The organism is Chryseobacterium contaminans (assembly GCF_001684955.1).
GTDB lineage: Bacteria > Bacteroidota > Bacteroidia > Flavobacteriales > Weeksellaceae > Chryseobacterium > Chryseobacterium contaminans.
Window position 1 is genome coordinate 1 of the sequence record NZ_MAYF01000090.1, and the last position, 14843, is coordinate 14843.

The 14843-nt window shown below is 36.8% G+C and carries 13 protein-coding genes; 3 read left to right on the plus strand and 10 right to left on the minus strand.

Annotation, left to right across the window (positions count from 1 at the left end; genetic code table 11):
• A partial coding sequence (locus tag BBH99_RS06785; RefSeq protein WP_455550056.1) for a DinB/UmuC family translesion DNA polymerase occupies positions 1-689 on the plus strand: 689 nt, incomplete at its 5' end.
• Positions 690-734: 45 nt separating this feature from the next.
• Positions 735-2207 (plus strand): alpha-amylase, encoded by a 1473-nt coding sequence (locus BBH99_RS06790; protein WP_066693753.1) that lies wholly within the window; start codon positions 735-737, stop codon positions 2205-2207.
• A gap of 72 nt (positions 2208-2279) precedes the next feature.
• Here BBH99_RS06790 and BBH99_RS22335 read toward each other — a convergent pair whose 3' ends face one another.
• The 3 genes from BBH99_RS22335 to BBH99_RS06800 form a co-directional block, all read right to left on the minus strand.
• Entirely contained in the window at positions 2280-2447 is a 168-nt protein-coding gene (locus BBH99_RS22335) for a hypothetical protein (RefSeq protein ID WP_165601894.1), read from the minus strand.
• A gap of 140 nt (positions 2448-2587) precedes the next feature.
• The gene (locus BBH99_RS06795; protein WP_066693761.1) at positions 2588-3931 is read right to left on the minus strand and encodes a carboxylesterase family protein; all 1344 of its coding nucleotides are present in this window, start codon (positions 3929-3931) and stop codon (positions 2588-2590) included.
• A 125-nt stretch (positions 3932-4056) separates the two neighbouring features.
• On the minus strand, positions 4057-4959 hold the full coding sequence (locus tag BBH99_RS06800) for a helix-turn-helix domain-containing protein (protein WP_066693763.1): 903 nt from the start codon (positions 4957-4959) through the stop codon (positions 4057-4059).
• A gap of 223 nt (positions 4960-5182) precedes the next feature.
• Between BBH99_RS06800 and BBH99_RS06805 the strand changes: the two genes are divergently transcribed.
• The gene (locus BBH99_RS06805; RefSeq protein ID WP_073300387.1) at positions 5183-6235 is read left to right on the plus strand and encodes an NAD(P)-dependent alcohol dehydrogenase; all 1053 of its coding nucleotides are present in this window, start codon (positions 5183-5185) and stop codon (positions 6233-6235) included.
• A 114-nt stretch (positions 6236-6349) separates the two neighbouring features.
• Here the strand turns inward: BBH99_RS06805 and BBH99_RS06810 are convergent, their stop codons facing one another.
• The 7 genes from BBH99_RS06810 to BBH99_RS06840 all read right to left on the minus strand — a co-directional run bounded on the left by BBH99_RS06810 (position 6350) and on the right by BBH99_RS06840 (position 14842).
• Positions 6350-10093 carry a T9SS type A sorting domain-containing protein gene (locus BBH99_RS06810; RefSeq protein ID WP_066693765.1) on the minus strand — a complete coding sequence of 1248 codons (3744 nt, stop codon included), beginning with the start codon at positions 10091-10093 and terminating at the stop codon, positions 6350-6352.
• A 6-nt stretch (positions 10094-10099) separates the two neighbouring features.
• Complete coding sequence (locus BBH99_RS06815) at positions 10100-10462, minus strand: hypothetical protein (protein ID WP_123873056.1); 363 nt, start codon at positions 10460-10462, stop codon at positions 10100-10102.
• Positions 10463-10701: 239 nt separating this feature from the next.
• A complete protein-coding gene (locus BBH99_RS06820) occupies positions 10702-11985 on the minus strand; it encodes an alkaline phosphatase family protein (RefSeq protein WP_066693778.1) in 1284 nt (427 codons plus the stop codon).
• A gap of 95 nt (positions 11986-12080) precedes the next feature.
• On the minus strand, positions 12081-12917 hold the full coding sequence (locus BBH99_RS06825; protein WP_066693781.1) for a GNAT family N-acetyltransferase: 837 nt from the start codon (positions 12915-12917) through the stop codon (positions 12081-12083).
• Positions 12918-12950: 33 nt separating this feature from the next.
• On the minus strand, positions 12951-13346 hold the full coding sequence (locus BBH99_RS06830; protein WP_066693784.1) for a cytidine deaminase family protein: 396 nt from the start codon (positions 13344-13346) through the stop codon (positions 12951-12953).
• 11 nt (positions 13347-13357) lie between these two features.
• The gene (locus tag BBH99_RS06835; protein WP_066693787.1) at positions 13358-13960 is read right to left on the minus strand and encodes a GrpB family protein; all 603 of its coding nucleotides are present in this window, start codon (positions 13958-13960) and stop codon (positions 13358-13360) included.
• Positions 13961-14098: 138 nt separating this feature from the next.
• Positions 14099-14842 (minus strand): T9SS type A sorting domain-containing protein, encoded by a 744-nt coding sequence (locus BBH99_RS06840; RefSeq protein ID WP_066693792.1) that lies wholly within the window; start codon positions 14840-14842, stop codon positions 14099-14101.
• Position 14843: the final 1 nt, after the last annotated feature.

The window sequence follows — 14843 nt, forward strand, 5'->3', positions numbered from 1 at the left end:
AAACAGGCTTAACCGCTTCTGCAGGAATTTCCGTTAATAAATTTTTAGCTAAAGTAGCTTCTGACATCAACAAACCTAACGGCCAAAAAACCATCCATCCTGATAAAGTAGAAAGCTTCCTGGAGGAGTTACCTGTGGAAAAGTTTTATGGGGTTGGAAAGGTAACCGCTAACAAAATGTTTAGCTTAGGAATTTATAAAGGAAGGGATTTAAAGAGAAGGTCACTGGAAGATCTGGTAAGAATTTTTGGAAAATCCGGAAAGCACTATTACAATGTGGTTCGTGGTATTCATACCTCGGAAGTTAAACCTCATCGCATCCAGAAAAGCGTAGCAGTAGAAAGAACTTTTTTTGAGGATCTTTTTGACGAACAGCAGATCAATGAAAAGCTGGAAAGCCTAAGCCAGGAGCTCCATCAGCGTTTACAGAAAAATAATATTCTCGGCAGAACTTTAACCTTAAAAATTAAGTATAAAGATTTCTCTCTTTTCACAAGAAGTATAACCCGGGAAGAATATTTTACATCTCCTGAAGAATATTTCAATACAGGAAAAAAGCTTTGGGAGCTTCGTCCTTTCGATAAAGCAGTACGCTTGCTTGGGCTGTCTCTTTCTCACCTGAATACGGAAGAAAAAAAGCTTGTTTCCGTTCAACTAAAAATCCCGTTTAAAGAATTCGAAAATGAATAGGTTATATTTTTTTGCTAACTTGTAGTCACCAAACCAGCAAATTATATGAACCCAACAATGATTCAGTTTTTCCACTGGTATTCTGAAGGTGGAGGAAAATTATGGAAAGAAGCCGAAAAACAAGCCAAGTATCTGGCGAAACTGGGAATAACTTCTGTATGGTTTCCTCCTGCTTATAAAGGTACAAATGGTAGATATTCGGTAGGATATGATACCTATGATCTTTATGACCTTGGAGAATTTGACCAGAAAGGAACCATCCCCACCAAATATGGCACTAAAAAGGACTATTTAAAAGCCATCAAAGCTCTAAAAAGACAGAATATAGAGGTTATTGTAGATATTGTTCTTGGTCATAAGGCGGGCGGTGATGAGCTGGAAAAATTCAAAGCTGTAAAGGTGGATGAAAATAACAGGGAAAAAGTAATTTCCGATGTTTTGGAAATTGAATCCTATACCAAGTTCACATTTCCAGGAAGAAACAAAAAATATTCTGACTTTGAATGGAATTTCACCTGCTTCAGCGGCGTGGATTATGCGGAAGGTATGGAATCCCATATTTATAAAATTTTATCTGAATATGGTGACGACTGGGAGGAAATGATCCATGATGAAAAGGGAAACTATGATTACCTGATGTATAATGATATTGAACACAGGAATCCTTTTGTTCGGGAGGAACTCAACAACTGGGCAAAATGGTATTTTGATGAAACTGATTTTGACGGAGTTCGTCTTGATGCCTTAAAACATATTTCTTTTGATTTTTATAAAGAATGGCTTACACTGCTCCGTTCCAATTCCGGGAAAAACATTTTTGCTGTGGGGGAATATTGGGCTCCGGGGTATCTTCATCTGCTTCAAAAATATATTGAAGTTACTGAAGGCTGTATGAGTCTTTTTGACAGTTCACTACAGAATAATTTCCATAATGCATCCAAAGAAGGTGATTCTTATGATCTCAGAAGAATTTTTGATGAAACACTTACTCAGGCAGATCCTTTACACTCAGTAAGCCTTGTGGCCAACCATGATACCCAGCCGCTTCAGGACCTGGAAGCTCCCGTGGAAGCATGGTTCAAGCCTATTGCCTATGCTTTGATTTTATTGCGGAAAGATGGATATCCATGTGTATTTTATCCGGATTTATATGGGGCTCATTATATTGATAAAGATAGGAGCGGACATGACCAGGAAATTTTTATGCCGAAAGTAGATGGCATTGAAGAGCTTTTAAAGGCGAGAAAAGATCACGCTTATGGTGAACAGAAGGATTATTTTGAGGATGCCAACTGTCTCGGATGGGTACGCACCGGAGATGATGATCATACAGGCTGTGCCGTAGTGCTCAGCAATAAAGATTCTTATAATAAACCAATGGAAGTTGGAAAACGATATGCTGGAAAGAAATTCAAAGACCTGCTGAAAAGATTCAAAACTAAAGTAACCATTGATGAAAATGGCTGGGGAGATTTTCCTGTTCCTGCGGGAAATGTAAGCGTCTGGATTCCTGAATAAAACCAATAATACATCAAAAATAAAAGCGTTCATCAGTGATGTACGCTTTATTTTTCTATATCATACAGAATATCAGCATTTAATTCCACGACAGCTCCACAGATCCTGTGCCCATTCACAGCAGTAATTGTCTTCGTTATAAAAACAGCATATTCTGTCTCTGATAATGATTCCTCCTTTTAAGTGTTTAAGTTCCTCTCTGTTAATTTTACTTGCATATTGAAGCATTTTTGATTTCATAGTTCAATGTTTTAGAATTTGGTTTTATAAATATAATAAAAAAACATTTTAACTCATAACAATCTATAAAACAATCAAATAATAAAATTACAGTAAAACAACAATCCTATTAAGATTAAAAACTATTTCAGTATATTTATTTACGATTCTATTTTTTCTATTTTTAAAATTTCCGGCCTTTCCGATTGATCTGAAATCTTCCCTGTTCTGGCAAATTCTGCCCAAAGTGCCCTGAGCTTTGTTCCATGTTCATGAATACGTTCCCAAGGAATATTCTTCAGCATTTCTGAGGATTTCCAGGCTGATTCATTTCCGAAGATCAGAGGAAGATCAATACAATGGGGAGCTCCTATTGAATTCTCTTTTAATTTGGAATGTATCCTGAATAAATAGACATTTCCGCCTCCTTTTGCATGATTTTCCGCAAACTGTCTGGCCGGCGTTCCATAGATAAATTCTGTAGTTTTTTCAACCGTTTTATCCATGATTTTCAGGCCCCATCCTTTTCCAAAATATTTATTTAAGGCTTCCGAAGTTTTGAGATAAAATGCTGTTTCATCATTATTCAAACCAATCAGCACATCATATTTTTTGGCATTTTTCCTCCATTTTTCAACAGATTCTTCTTCACTGCATAAGGGTGGAAATCCATATTGAGTACCAAAAGGCATGGCTGCTTTCAAGCCAAATTTTATTACAGATGGAACAAACTTGCCATAATCATCCATCATTTTATAAATATCAGCCTCATCTTTAATCTCTTCTGTTTTCTTCAGAAATTCAGCTGACATTTTCTGTCTTTTATGCCGTAATCCCAGCGGAGCACTCTGAATAATGACACGTTGAAATAAGTTATCCACATTTTCTGAAATCATTAAATGAGCAATTGCATCCCCACCGGAAGACTGCCCAAGCAGGGTAACATTTTCCGGATCTCCCCCAACATCTGAAATATTGATTTTGATCCATTTCAAAGCCTCAATCATATCCAGTAATCCTAGATTGGGAGGTCTTTTTTCATCACCACCTAAAAAACCAAAGAGTCCCAAACGATAGGAAACCGTAACCACAATGATATTCTGCTCTTTTACCCATTCGGTTGGATCAGCTGTAGGAAGATCTCCACATCCAATTTCATGGGAACCGCCATGAATCCAGACAACTACCGGAAGTTTCTCATTATCATTTATATTTTCAGGGCGGGTTATAGAAAGATATTGGGTAGATTCATCCGGTTCAAATTCTTCAACAGGTGTTACCCCAATCATCTTTTCCACAAGCGGACTGAGTTTTTGCGGACACACCGGAGTTTTCTCCTGAAACCTGCTGTCAAAAACAAAATGCTCTACAGGAACAGGTTTCTGAAATCGTTCCGAACGGGCATAACGAATGCTTTTTGCTTTGATGACTCCGTTTTCTTTGAATGCTGTAATTTTTCCGAATTGGGTATTGAGAACCACTGTTTCTATATGCTGTGAGCTCATTTTTAAACTGTGAAAACTTTACAATAAAGATAATTCTGTTTTTTGAGAATAGAAAATTTATGCCGTTAATAAACACAAATGACTGTAATGAATACACAAATTTACTTGTGCTATTGTGTTCAAACTCAATTCAAAGTTTTGTATTCACTTGGAGAAACGCCTACTTTCGTTTTGAATAATCTTGTAAAGTGCTGTGGATATTTAAAGCCGAGATCATAGGAAATCTCACTAATTGATTTTCCCTGATCTAAAATCTGTTCTTTGGCTATATCGATGAGCTTATTGTGGATAAATTCCTGTGGAGAGATTCCTAATTCTTTTTTGATAAGGTCTCCGAAATAATTGGCTGAAAGATTCAGTTTTTCAGCAAAGTAATTCACCATAGGAAACCCTATATTTTTAGGATTTTCAGATTTTAAATAATCATCAACCAGGTTTTCAAATTTCCCGATGACTCCCTGATTGATATGATCTCTGGTAATAAACTGACGGTCATAAAAACGCATGCAATAATTAAGAAACAGCTCAATATTATTTACAATTAATGATTTACTGTGCTTGTCAATTGCCTGTTCCAGCTCATGCTTTATATTGTTGAAACAGTCCAGGATAATCTCTCTTTCTTTTTCCGAAAGGTGTAATGCTTCATGTACATCATAAGAAAAGAAATTATAATCTTTTATATTTTTTCCAAGATTGGTTCCTTTTAAGAGATCAGGATGAAAAATCAAAGCAAATCCTGCCGGCTGAACAGATTTTCCTTTATTGTAAATTCCATACGTTTGCCCTGGTGCAATAAAAACCAATGTTCCTTCCTGATAGTCATAGCTATGTTTTCCGTACTGCATGTCTCCACACATTACATCTTTCAGAAAAACGGTATAAAAGCCAAATTTTCTCCTGTATTGGCAAATGGGATCAGATTGGGAAAAATCAATCACACTTACCAATGGATGCAATGTTTCATGATTGGCCATTTTATTATATTCCGAAACGCTGTTATAGATTTCAACCTCCTGATTTTCCATGAAGTATATTTTTTTTACAGTTCAAAATTACCAATTTCCGGCATAACAGATATCGTGTATGTAAAATTGGTAAGTAATTCGGTAATCTGTATAAGTTATGTTTACCGGAAAGTTTCGAATTTTGTACCGTTACAGAAACTTCCCAGTGGCTGATCCTGTATCAGATGAGAAGTATAGCAATTCATAATATCAACTTATTAATTCAAATAAAATAAATAATCAAATGAACACATTTACAGTAAAAGCGTATGGGGCAGAGTCCACCACAGCAGACCTGAAAGAAATGAATATTGAAAGAAGAGAGGTTACCTCCAAAGATGTAGAAATTGAAATTCTATACTGCGGAGTATGCCATTCTGATCTTCATACGGCAAGAAACGATTGGGGCGGAACGATCTACCCTGCTGTTCCGGGACATGAAATTGTAGGAAGAATTACAAAGATAGGAAGCGAAGTATCCAAATTCAAAGTTGGTGATCTTGCCGGTGTAGGATGTATCGTAGATTCTTGTGGGCATTGCAACAGCTGCCAGCATGATCTTGAACAGTATTGCGAAAATGGATTCACCGGAACTTATAATGGAAAAGACAAACATTCGGGAGGTCATACTTTTGGTGGTTATTCTCAAAAAGTAGTGGTAGACTCTCATCATGTATTAAAAGTTCCTGAAAATCTTGATCTGGCTGCTGTAGCCCCTCTTCTTTGTGCAGGAATTACAACATGGTCACCTTTAAGACACTGGAATGTAGGCCCTGATTCTAAAGTAGCCGTTGTAGGTTTAGGCGGATTGGGACATATGGCCATTAAGCTTGCCAAAGGTTTAGGTGCTGAAGTGACTTTATTTTCAAGAACTCCTGGAAAAACGGAAGATGCTAAACAGTTAGGAGCAGATCATGTTATTATTTCTACTGACGAAAAACAGATGGAATCTGTAAAAGGAAAATTTGATGTGATTATTGACACTGTTCCTTATGTACATGATGTAAATCCTTATGTTACCACTTTAAATATCAGCGGAACACATGTTCTGGTTGGATATTTAGGAGGTTTAGAACCTATTTTGAATACGGTTCCTATGATCTTGGGAAGAAAATCAGTGGCAGGATCTGTCATTGGAGGTATTGCAGAAACTCAGGAATTACTGGATTTCTGTGGAGAGCACAATATTGTATCGGAAATTGAAATGATTAAGATGCAGGATATTAATGAGGCTTATGAAAGAATGCTGAAAAGCGATGTGAGATACCGTTTTGTGATTGATATGCAATCCTTATAATTTTCTACAGCATTATAAAATAAAAAACCGCTTCTTAACTGAAGCGGTTTTTTATTTTTATTTCATAACAAGCAGCTCTTAAAAAGTCTGCAGGTTAAAAAACAGGGATAATAATTAGTTTTTAATTAATTTCAGTGCTTTATTTTCTGTACCTGTTTTTACAAGCACCAGATAAAGACCTTTTGTAAGACTTTTTACGTCCATATCAATTTTTGGCCCTTTCTGTTTTTTCAGAGACATTACCTGTCTTCCGGAAGCATCATACACATAAACATCTACATCTCCTTTATTATTGGCAGGAAGCATAATCCCTGTAACATCGTCGGCAGGATTAGGCGCCAGCCTTATTCCTTCTTCTGATTTTACAATATCCTTTACGCCTAGAGAAGCAGTAGGAATAATGGACTTAATAAGCCATCCATAAGATACAGTACCCGGATCGCTGGTCATACGAAGTCTCACTGCAATTTCATCTCCAGGGGCAAATGCTCCTAAATTTAAAGAACTGTTCTGGAATAAAGTTTCATTCACGTTAGCCGCCGTAAGAGCTGCTCCTCCATTGTTCCAGTTACTGAATGAAGCTTCATCATAAACACCCATGGTTGTCCAATTAACAAGGTCTTTAGATCCTTCTACATAGGCAAAATCATAACCAGCTTCTGTAAGGGCCATATGATTCATTGTCATTGCAGATGCAGGTCCTACAATTACCGGAGTTTTTATATAAGTCTGATAATTTGTTAAGTTGGCATATGGATGTCCAACATTATTCAATACATTATAGGTAAATTTATTAGACACATTATCTACTACAAATTTACCGGCTCCAATATATACATCATTGGTAGTAAAGGCAGGAACATTAATAGCAGCTGCTCCACTATTAAAATTGATAATATCCAAAGATTTTGTATCCTTGATAGTTTCCTTGGTTCCGTTAGCATATACTCCGGTAACAGAAATAGAATGAACCCCTTCTGTTAAAGTTGAAGTTGTAGTAAATGTATAATCGGTATTAGGCTGAGTACTTGAAATTGTTGATACATAATTATTATCAACATACACCTTAAGACTTGTAATCTGTGGGTTTGTATAATTAAATACTGCCTTAGCTTTCATATCATGAATAGCTACCTGATTGGCACTCTTTATAATTGGGCGTGCAACATATTCAGGAAGTACATAAGTTGCCAGCTCAGGAATAGTGGCGGTCCATACTCCTCTACCATGAGTGGCAAGAACTACCTGGTCATTCACAATTTTCATGTTCCAGATAGAAACCGGAGGCATAGTAGTTACAAGAGACCAGGTTGCACCACTATCTACCGTTTCAAATATTCCTATATCTGTTCCAGCCCAAAGAATTTTGTCATCAAATGGCATTTCAATTAAACTATGTACCGGAACATTCGGGAAACCTGTGGATACAGATCCTGTACTATATCCGGAAATATCTGTCCATGTTGCCCCAAAATCATTGGTTTTAACCACCTTTGGCTGACTGGCTACAGAGAACAGCACATAGGCTCTGGATTCAGTAGTACTGGAAGGTGAAATTCCACTGATATAGTAGTTACCTGTTGTAGGCATACTTCCTGTAGTTTTGGTAAACGTTGATCCATTATCTTTTGAAACGTTGATCTTAAACGTAGTTCCTGTTCCTCCTGAAACAGCAGATCCGGCCCATACTACATCAGGATTCGCAACTGATACTTTAACAGTGGCAAATGAAGCATTCCCATTCCAGGTTCCATTGTTTGCAGTTGTAAAACTAGTCAGTCCCCATGTTCGTCCAAAATCCGGAGATTTCCAGACGCCATTGGCAGATACTGTAAATACAACATCAGGGTTATTATTGGCATTGGCTAATTTTGAATAGAACGGAGATAATGCTGATCCATAATCTGCATTTCTGGCTACAAAACGGCCTGTAGTACTTACTCCCTGCTCTGTTCTTACAAAGTTATTGTACTGCGAGCCAAATATCATTTCATTAGGCTTATTATAGTTCCAAAGGGCTTCAAAACCATCACCCCCCAATAAAGACAGGTAGTTTGATGTGCTTGAAGACGGAGCTGTAATGGTAGCTGAAGATCCGTTATCCTGAGCTCCTGTAACATAGGCATCTGCACCATTCTTTTTGTCAGCGCCGTAGAACTGTGTTGTATTAAGTCCTGTCACAGGATTACCCCAATCTCCCTGAGTTTCCCCTGGGTTTGTTTTATATTGTGTGGAATACACTCCACCGTCATTAGTTAACAATAATCTAAATTGTGCAGGGTTTGCCGGATCAACCTGGCAAACGATTCCGTGCTGGTCAGGATGCACAGCTGTATTTAGATAAGCCGTATTATAACCACTTGCAATGGAAAGTACATTGTATGAATTATCCGTAGTATCTACTGTAACCTTTGCAACAGAAACTCCACCTACGTAAATAATATTTTCATTAAACGGATGGGCTGCAATAGCATTATCATACCATCCCTGATCTCCAAGGATTTCTTTACTGTTTCCGGTTTTATAGGTTAGAGCCTGAAAGCTGGTTCCTGCGTTGGCAGACATATATATTCCTGTAGTTGTTCCTTCCTGACAGCTCAGATATATTTTACTTGGATTAACCGAAGATACAGCAATCTCAATTCTTTTTATCGCTTTATTCAGGGCCAGTGCATCAAATACTTTTGTCCAAGTTGCTCCACCATCCGTAGATTTAAGAACTCCTAAAGTATTAACAGAAGCATATATTGCACTGAAATCACTCGTCGCAACAAGATCCTGGGTAGAAACGTAAGCAGTTCCATTCACAGTTGACCCTGTAAAGGTCTGATTCCAGGTAGTTCCACCATCCTGGGTTACATAGACTCCTTTTGACGTAGCTGCCAACAGATGGTTTGAATTGGCAGGATTTACCAATAATCTTCCTACATCACCAAAAGAGGCAGTGTTCAATAATCTAGTCCAGTGCTCTCCTGCATCCGTAGATTTTATAAGACCTGTCCCTGTAATCTTATCTAAATTACCAAATGGTTCTCCTGTTCCCGCATAAACAACATCCGGATTTTGTGCAGAGATGGCAATTGTAGAAGTAGCCAGGTTAGGAACGGCAAAATCTGTAGTATTTTTCCAGGTTGTTCCGGCATTATCAGTAATCCAGACTCCACCTCCTACTGATCCTACATACCATTTATTAGGATTCTGAGGTGAAACTACTAGACTTCTGTCTCTACCGGGAATATTATTAGGACCTCTTTCTGTAAACACAACATTGTTAATAGAATAGGCTCCGTTTTTAGCAGCAATGGAAGATTTCTGTTTAGCCTGCTTAAGAGTAGCACTGTTAAGCGCTTTATTATATTCTTTCAGCAAATTTCCATCTTCATACAGCATTTTGTTCGTACCAATAGGCATTGTGATCTGACGTCTGTACTCTGCCATTTCTTCAATCCCTTTCTTCTCTTTTACTCCTGCTTCCTGTTCTCTTAATTTTTTATCAGCACGGTGGCCCATAACCATTTCTCCAGGTTTTGCCATGCTCATCAACAGTTCTTTCCTAAGCTGTGTTTCTTCAGCACCATCACCCAGGTTTTCAAAGACTTTATTAAACTTCGGATCATTATAAGCAAGTATTTTCTTCAAGCTTTGTTCTTTCTGTACCTGCGCATAGACTTTTTTATCAGCTGAAACTTTAATTTTGTCCTGTTCCGTTGATTCTTTTTCTTTCTTCTTAACTATTCCGTCTGTGTTTGACGATGGCGGGCGGCTTGTGTCTGCTTGCGTATTGAAATGCTGACAGGCATTCAATAAAAAAACAGCGCTTATTACAATTGCCCCATTTCTGATGTAGTTTTTTTTCATGTGTTGTTATTTTATAGGTATTAAAATTTTATTATCATTTTCTTTATCTTCTACTTCTATTTCTGTTTTCATTACTTTACGATAAGGTATGATGACAAGAACGTTATCTTGCCTCCAATAAATAGAATCTGCAAGGATTTTTGTTTTTTCTTTTTTAAGAATATTTGTTTGGGCTTCAGTTACATAATAGGTAAGCCATCTGCCAGGGTCAAGGGGATTATCTTCAAATCGATAGAAAAGAATAAACCGATTATCGGGGCTCAGTTTTTTGGAATACTTATTTTCCATATCATTACTTACAAAACCTTTTTTAACAGAAGGTTTACAGCAAATCAAGAGCATTATTATTATGGTGGCAAAAATTTTCATAAAACTCAAAATAATTCACTTTTTAAATATATGAAAAATCCAATATAAATAATGATAAAAAATCAATATAAAGCTCACGAATAATCTAATCTATAATTATTTTAATTAATATTTATGTATTTATTTTCAAAAAACATTATAGTATAAACAGTTTCGGCGCACCTTTGGTGCGCCGAAACTGTTATGAAAGTTTATAAAAAACCGTAAGACTTACCGTATTGCGGTTATTTAGTTAAAATTTATTTTTTTTCTTTTAAGATCTTTCTTAAAACCTTAATTTTTCCATCAATAGGCTGGTCTATTTTCAATCCTAAAACTTCAGCAACTAAAGGATAAACGTTGATATTAGTAAATTCGCCGATCTCCATGTTATTTTTAAACTCAGGACCCCATGCATAAAAAGTGGCCTTCATTTCAGGAACTGTTCTTGGATTGTACCCATGCTTCCCTACAGAAGTTTTCTTTCCTTTTTCAAGAAATATTTTCGGAGCTTTGGGTAGGAGAAGAATCTGCCCTATCCTGTTATATTTATCGTCTCTTGTAGCAAAGTGAAGATATTTTGGTAATTTCTTATCCAAATAAACTTCATAATCATCTGTTTTATGAGCTTTTAATTCTTTATAAACTGTTTTTACCTCATCCGGATTCTTCACATACACTCTTAAAAGGGTCTGAGAGTTATAAAAATCAAATCTGTTCTTATCAAAAAGAAGGGCTGGAATTTCAAGAGGAGTTCCACCATCAACCTTAATCATTCCGTGGTCTGAAACAAAAATGAAATTGACATTTTTTAATCCTAAATCATTTACTTTCTGAACAAGATCTCCAACAGCCTTATCAATCAGATGAACAGCAGTTTCCGTTTCTTTGGTATCCGGACCGAAGTGATGCCCGCTTCCATCTACTTCCGGGAAGTACAATGATATAAAATGCGGTCTTTTATCTTCAGGCAGCTTCAGCCAGTTTACTACTTTTTCTACTTTTTCGGATGGTGTAAATTTTTCATGATAAGGATAGTAATAGGTAGGTCTCATTCCACCAGCATCACTGGCAGACCCAACCCACATTAAAGATGCAGATACCATTCCCTGCTTTTCAGCTAATCCCCAAAGAGGAACTCCGCCGTACCAGCTTCCGTCTTCTGCATTTTTTTTATTGCTCATTGCGTAATTTTCCTTTCTCTTATAATCATAGAAAAAGTTATCAATTAAACCGTGATGAGAAGGATAGAGTCCGGTGATAAGGCTCCAGTGATTGGGAAAAGTAATACTCGGATAGCTTGGAATCATAGCTTCTGCTTTTACACCTTTATCGGAAAGCATCAACAGATTTTCGGCATTGTATTTTTTAGCATAATCATAACGAAAACCATCGGTTGAAATCATAATCACATAGGGTTTCGACTGAGCTTCAGCGCTATTCTGACGGCCTGGTACCACTACCTGAGCAGTGTCTATCATTCCCTGCTGGGCAAAAGCCGTTAAGGAAAGAAAAAGCAGTAAAAAATGTATTCCTCGCTTCATTATTTTAAAATTTTCGGCAAAGTTACATTCTCTATTGCTCCCTGAAAAGTTTAAGAGGTTAAAAGTATATTAAAAACCTTTATTTTTACTTTCAATTAGATACTTCGGGTCATTTCAAACTGAGACAACCAGTGTTGAAGGCCTATTCTCTTCTCCAGAAATAGCTTTGTCTCTTTAGAGGTATCGTCAACATTATTGATAGCCAGAGGCTGTCCATCAGCAATGGCTTTACATAATCCGGAACCTATTCCCTGCTTTCTATAATCTGTATGTACAGCAATCTGGAGCACTTTTCTTGCTCCCGGATTGTAAATGATATAACCTACCAGCTTTCCATCTGAATAAGCTCCCAAGGCCTGATATGTTTCCGGCATCGGGTTCAATACATACACAGATCCCTGCCACGAGGGTTCAATATCCCAGAAAGAACGAAGATTATCCCATTGAAAATCCTTCATTTCTTTTATTGTGATTGAAGAGCTTTCCACTCCTGGACTGATACTGCCTTTAAAACAAAGTAATTTTCTTACGATGCTAAAGCCTAGATTTTCATAAGCTCTGATGGCTGCAGTATTTCCTTCAATAACCTCAAGCAGCAATATCTCTGCGCCTCTTTCTTTTAAAACAGGAATAATAAAATCATACATTTTCCTTACCAATCCTTTTCCTCTGCTTTCAGGTACTACTCCAGTTCCGCCATTGTAAATAACTCTCTGTCCATTCTCCAGCTTTTCAGACTGCAGGATAAAGCCTACTAATTTTCCTTCTTCAAAAGCACCTACTGAAATATTCAAATCTAATTTTTCAGCAATAATTTTTGCCTCAAGTACTTCTTTTGTTAAGTGAAAAGGGACAATATAATCGGAAAAAGAAAGATTGAATACTGCTAAAAGGTCGTCTAATTCAACGTTGGCTAAGGTATTAAACTCCATAGATCTTTATTTTTTTTAATTATCATTCTACAATTACCATTCTCTGTCAAGATCTTCTTTCCAGTCGTAAGGCATTAGTTCTTTTAAGGTTACAAATATTCCGTTTTTCACTTCTATTATGGCATTAAGATTTTCTTTGGCCAGCTGGCTCATCAATTCTCTGCAACGGCCACAGGGTGGAACTGCGTTTCCATCATTTCCCACAGCTACTACTGCTTTTATGTATCGCTCACCATTCTTCAGCATTTCTGCTACAGCACTATGTTCAGCACAAAACCCCATAGAACAGGCTGTATCAATACTTATTCCTGTATATACATTTCCATCCGCAGTTTCAATGGCAGCAGCAACTCCGCCATATTCTATAAAGCCATTCAGCTTTATGGATTTTGCAAATTGACTGGCAATCTCCTTCAAATCTTTTCTCATTGAGCAAAATATTAAGGTTGATGATTATTTATATACCATTGAACGGCATTTTTCTCTTCTCTTTTTATGAACGGATCTTTTCCATCATTATAATCATTTCCATCCAGCCATTCCATCGTACTAAGCCTTTCCTTTAATTGCTGATATTCCTTCTTTACTTCAGGATGTGCACGAAGATAATCGCGGAATGCAATATGACGAAGCCAATGTTCAGAAGAAACAGGGATGGTATGGATATGGGCGATCCGAAGATGATGGTTGTGAAGCTCTTCCGGAATTTCATCTTTTGAATGAATAATTTCCGGAAATCCTAAATGATGAGGCTTGTCTATCAGCTTAATGAAAAAACGGCGATATGGCATATCTTCATTATATTTTTCATAATAGACATAATCTTTTCCTTGCAATAAGGGAGGAATTTTATTAAGTTCATCTTCATCCTTTACACCTATCATAATGTCTATAACAGGTTTTGCTGACAATCCTTCTACAGAGGTACTTCCGATATGCTCTATCCGGGGATTTAAAAAGCCCGTACTTTCTTCAAGTTCATTTTTAATGGATTCAAACTGATTTTTCCAGAATGGATTGTATTGTTCAAAAGTAATTTTCATGGCATCCACTTACTACACAAATATAAAAAAATAAAGCAGAGCTCCTGAATAAACGCTATTTAAACTTTTTTTCAATAAATAAAAAACAATACCCCTGAAAAAACAGAGGTATTATTAAAAATATTTGGATGTGTTCTTTTATTCTTTGATTAGCTTTTCATAGGATAGACTTCCATCTTTTAATTTAATTTCAAAATAATAGGTTCCTGATTTAAGGTCTTCAATATTTATATTTTCTTCTTCCGGTTTTATAGATTTCACTTTTCTACCTGTTGCATCATAAATGTCAAGAGAATTTATCCTGTCAATATTTTTTAAATTCACAATTGTTTTAGCAGGATTTGGGTAAAGACTAACCTTTTTACTTGCTGCGGCAACTTCATTTGTGGATAGAGTACTGGAAGTCATTGTTAAAACAGCATAATCTCTTCCTACATCATGATACCCCAAAGTATTACCAGTCTTACGTGCATAAAAGATATTGATTGTTCCGGCAGCATTCGGGATGGCAAAATCACCGGCTCCTCCGGAAAGGCTTCTTGTTGCTACAATAGTTCTTGTACTTCCTGACACTGTATTTGATGTTTCCGTCCAATCCTGGCTGGGATCTGCATTAGGCATTGTCTTTCCTATAAATGTATAGTCTCTGTTAGCTGTAGAATTATAAATAAATCCGTCAGACCCTGAGGCCATGCCTGTATTTCCAAACCCAATTCCAAGCATTGAATTGCTATCCCCAGTTAATGTAAGTGTTACTCCTGTAGGGGTTGTATCTAATTTCACCGTCATACCGGTAACCGGAAGATTTACCGTTCCTGATGAAAACTGAGCCCATGCAAAATTGGCAAGGGCTATACTGAATGTAAGTAAAGCTTTTTTCATA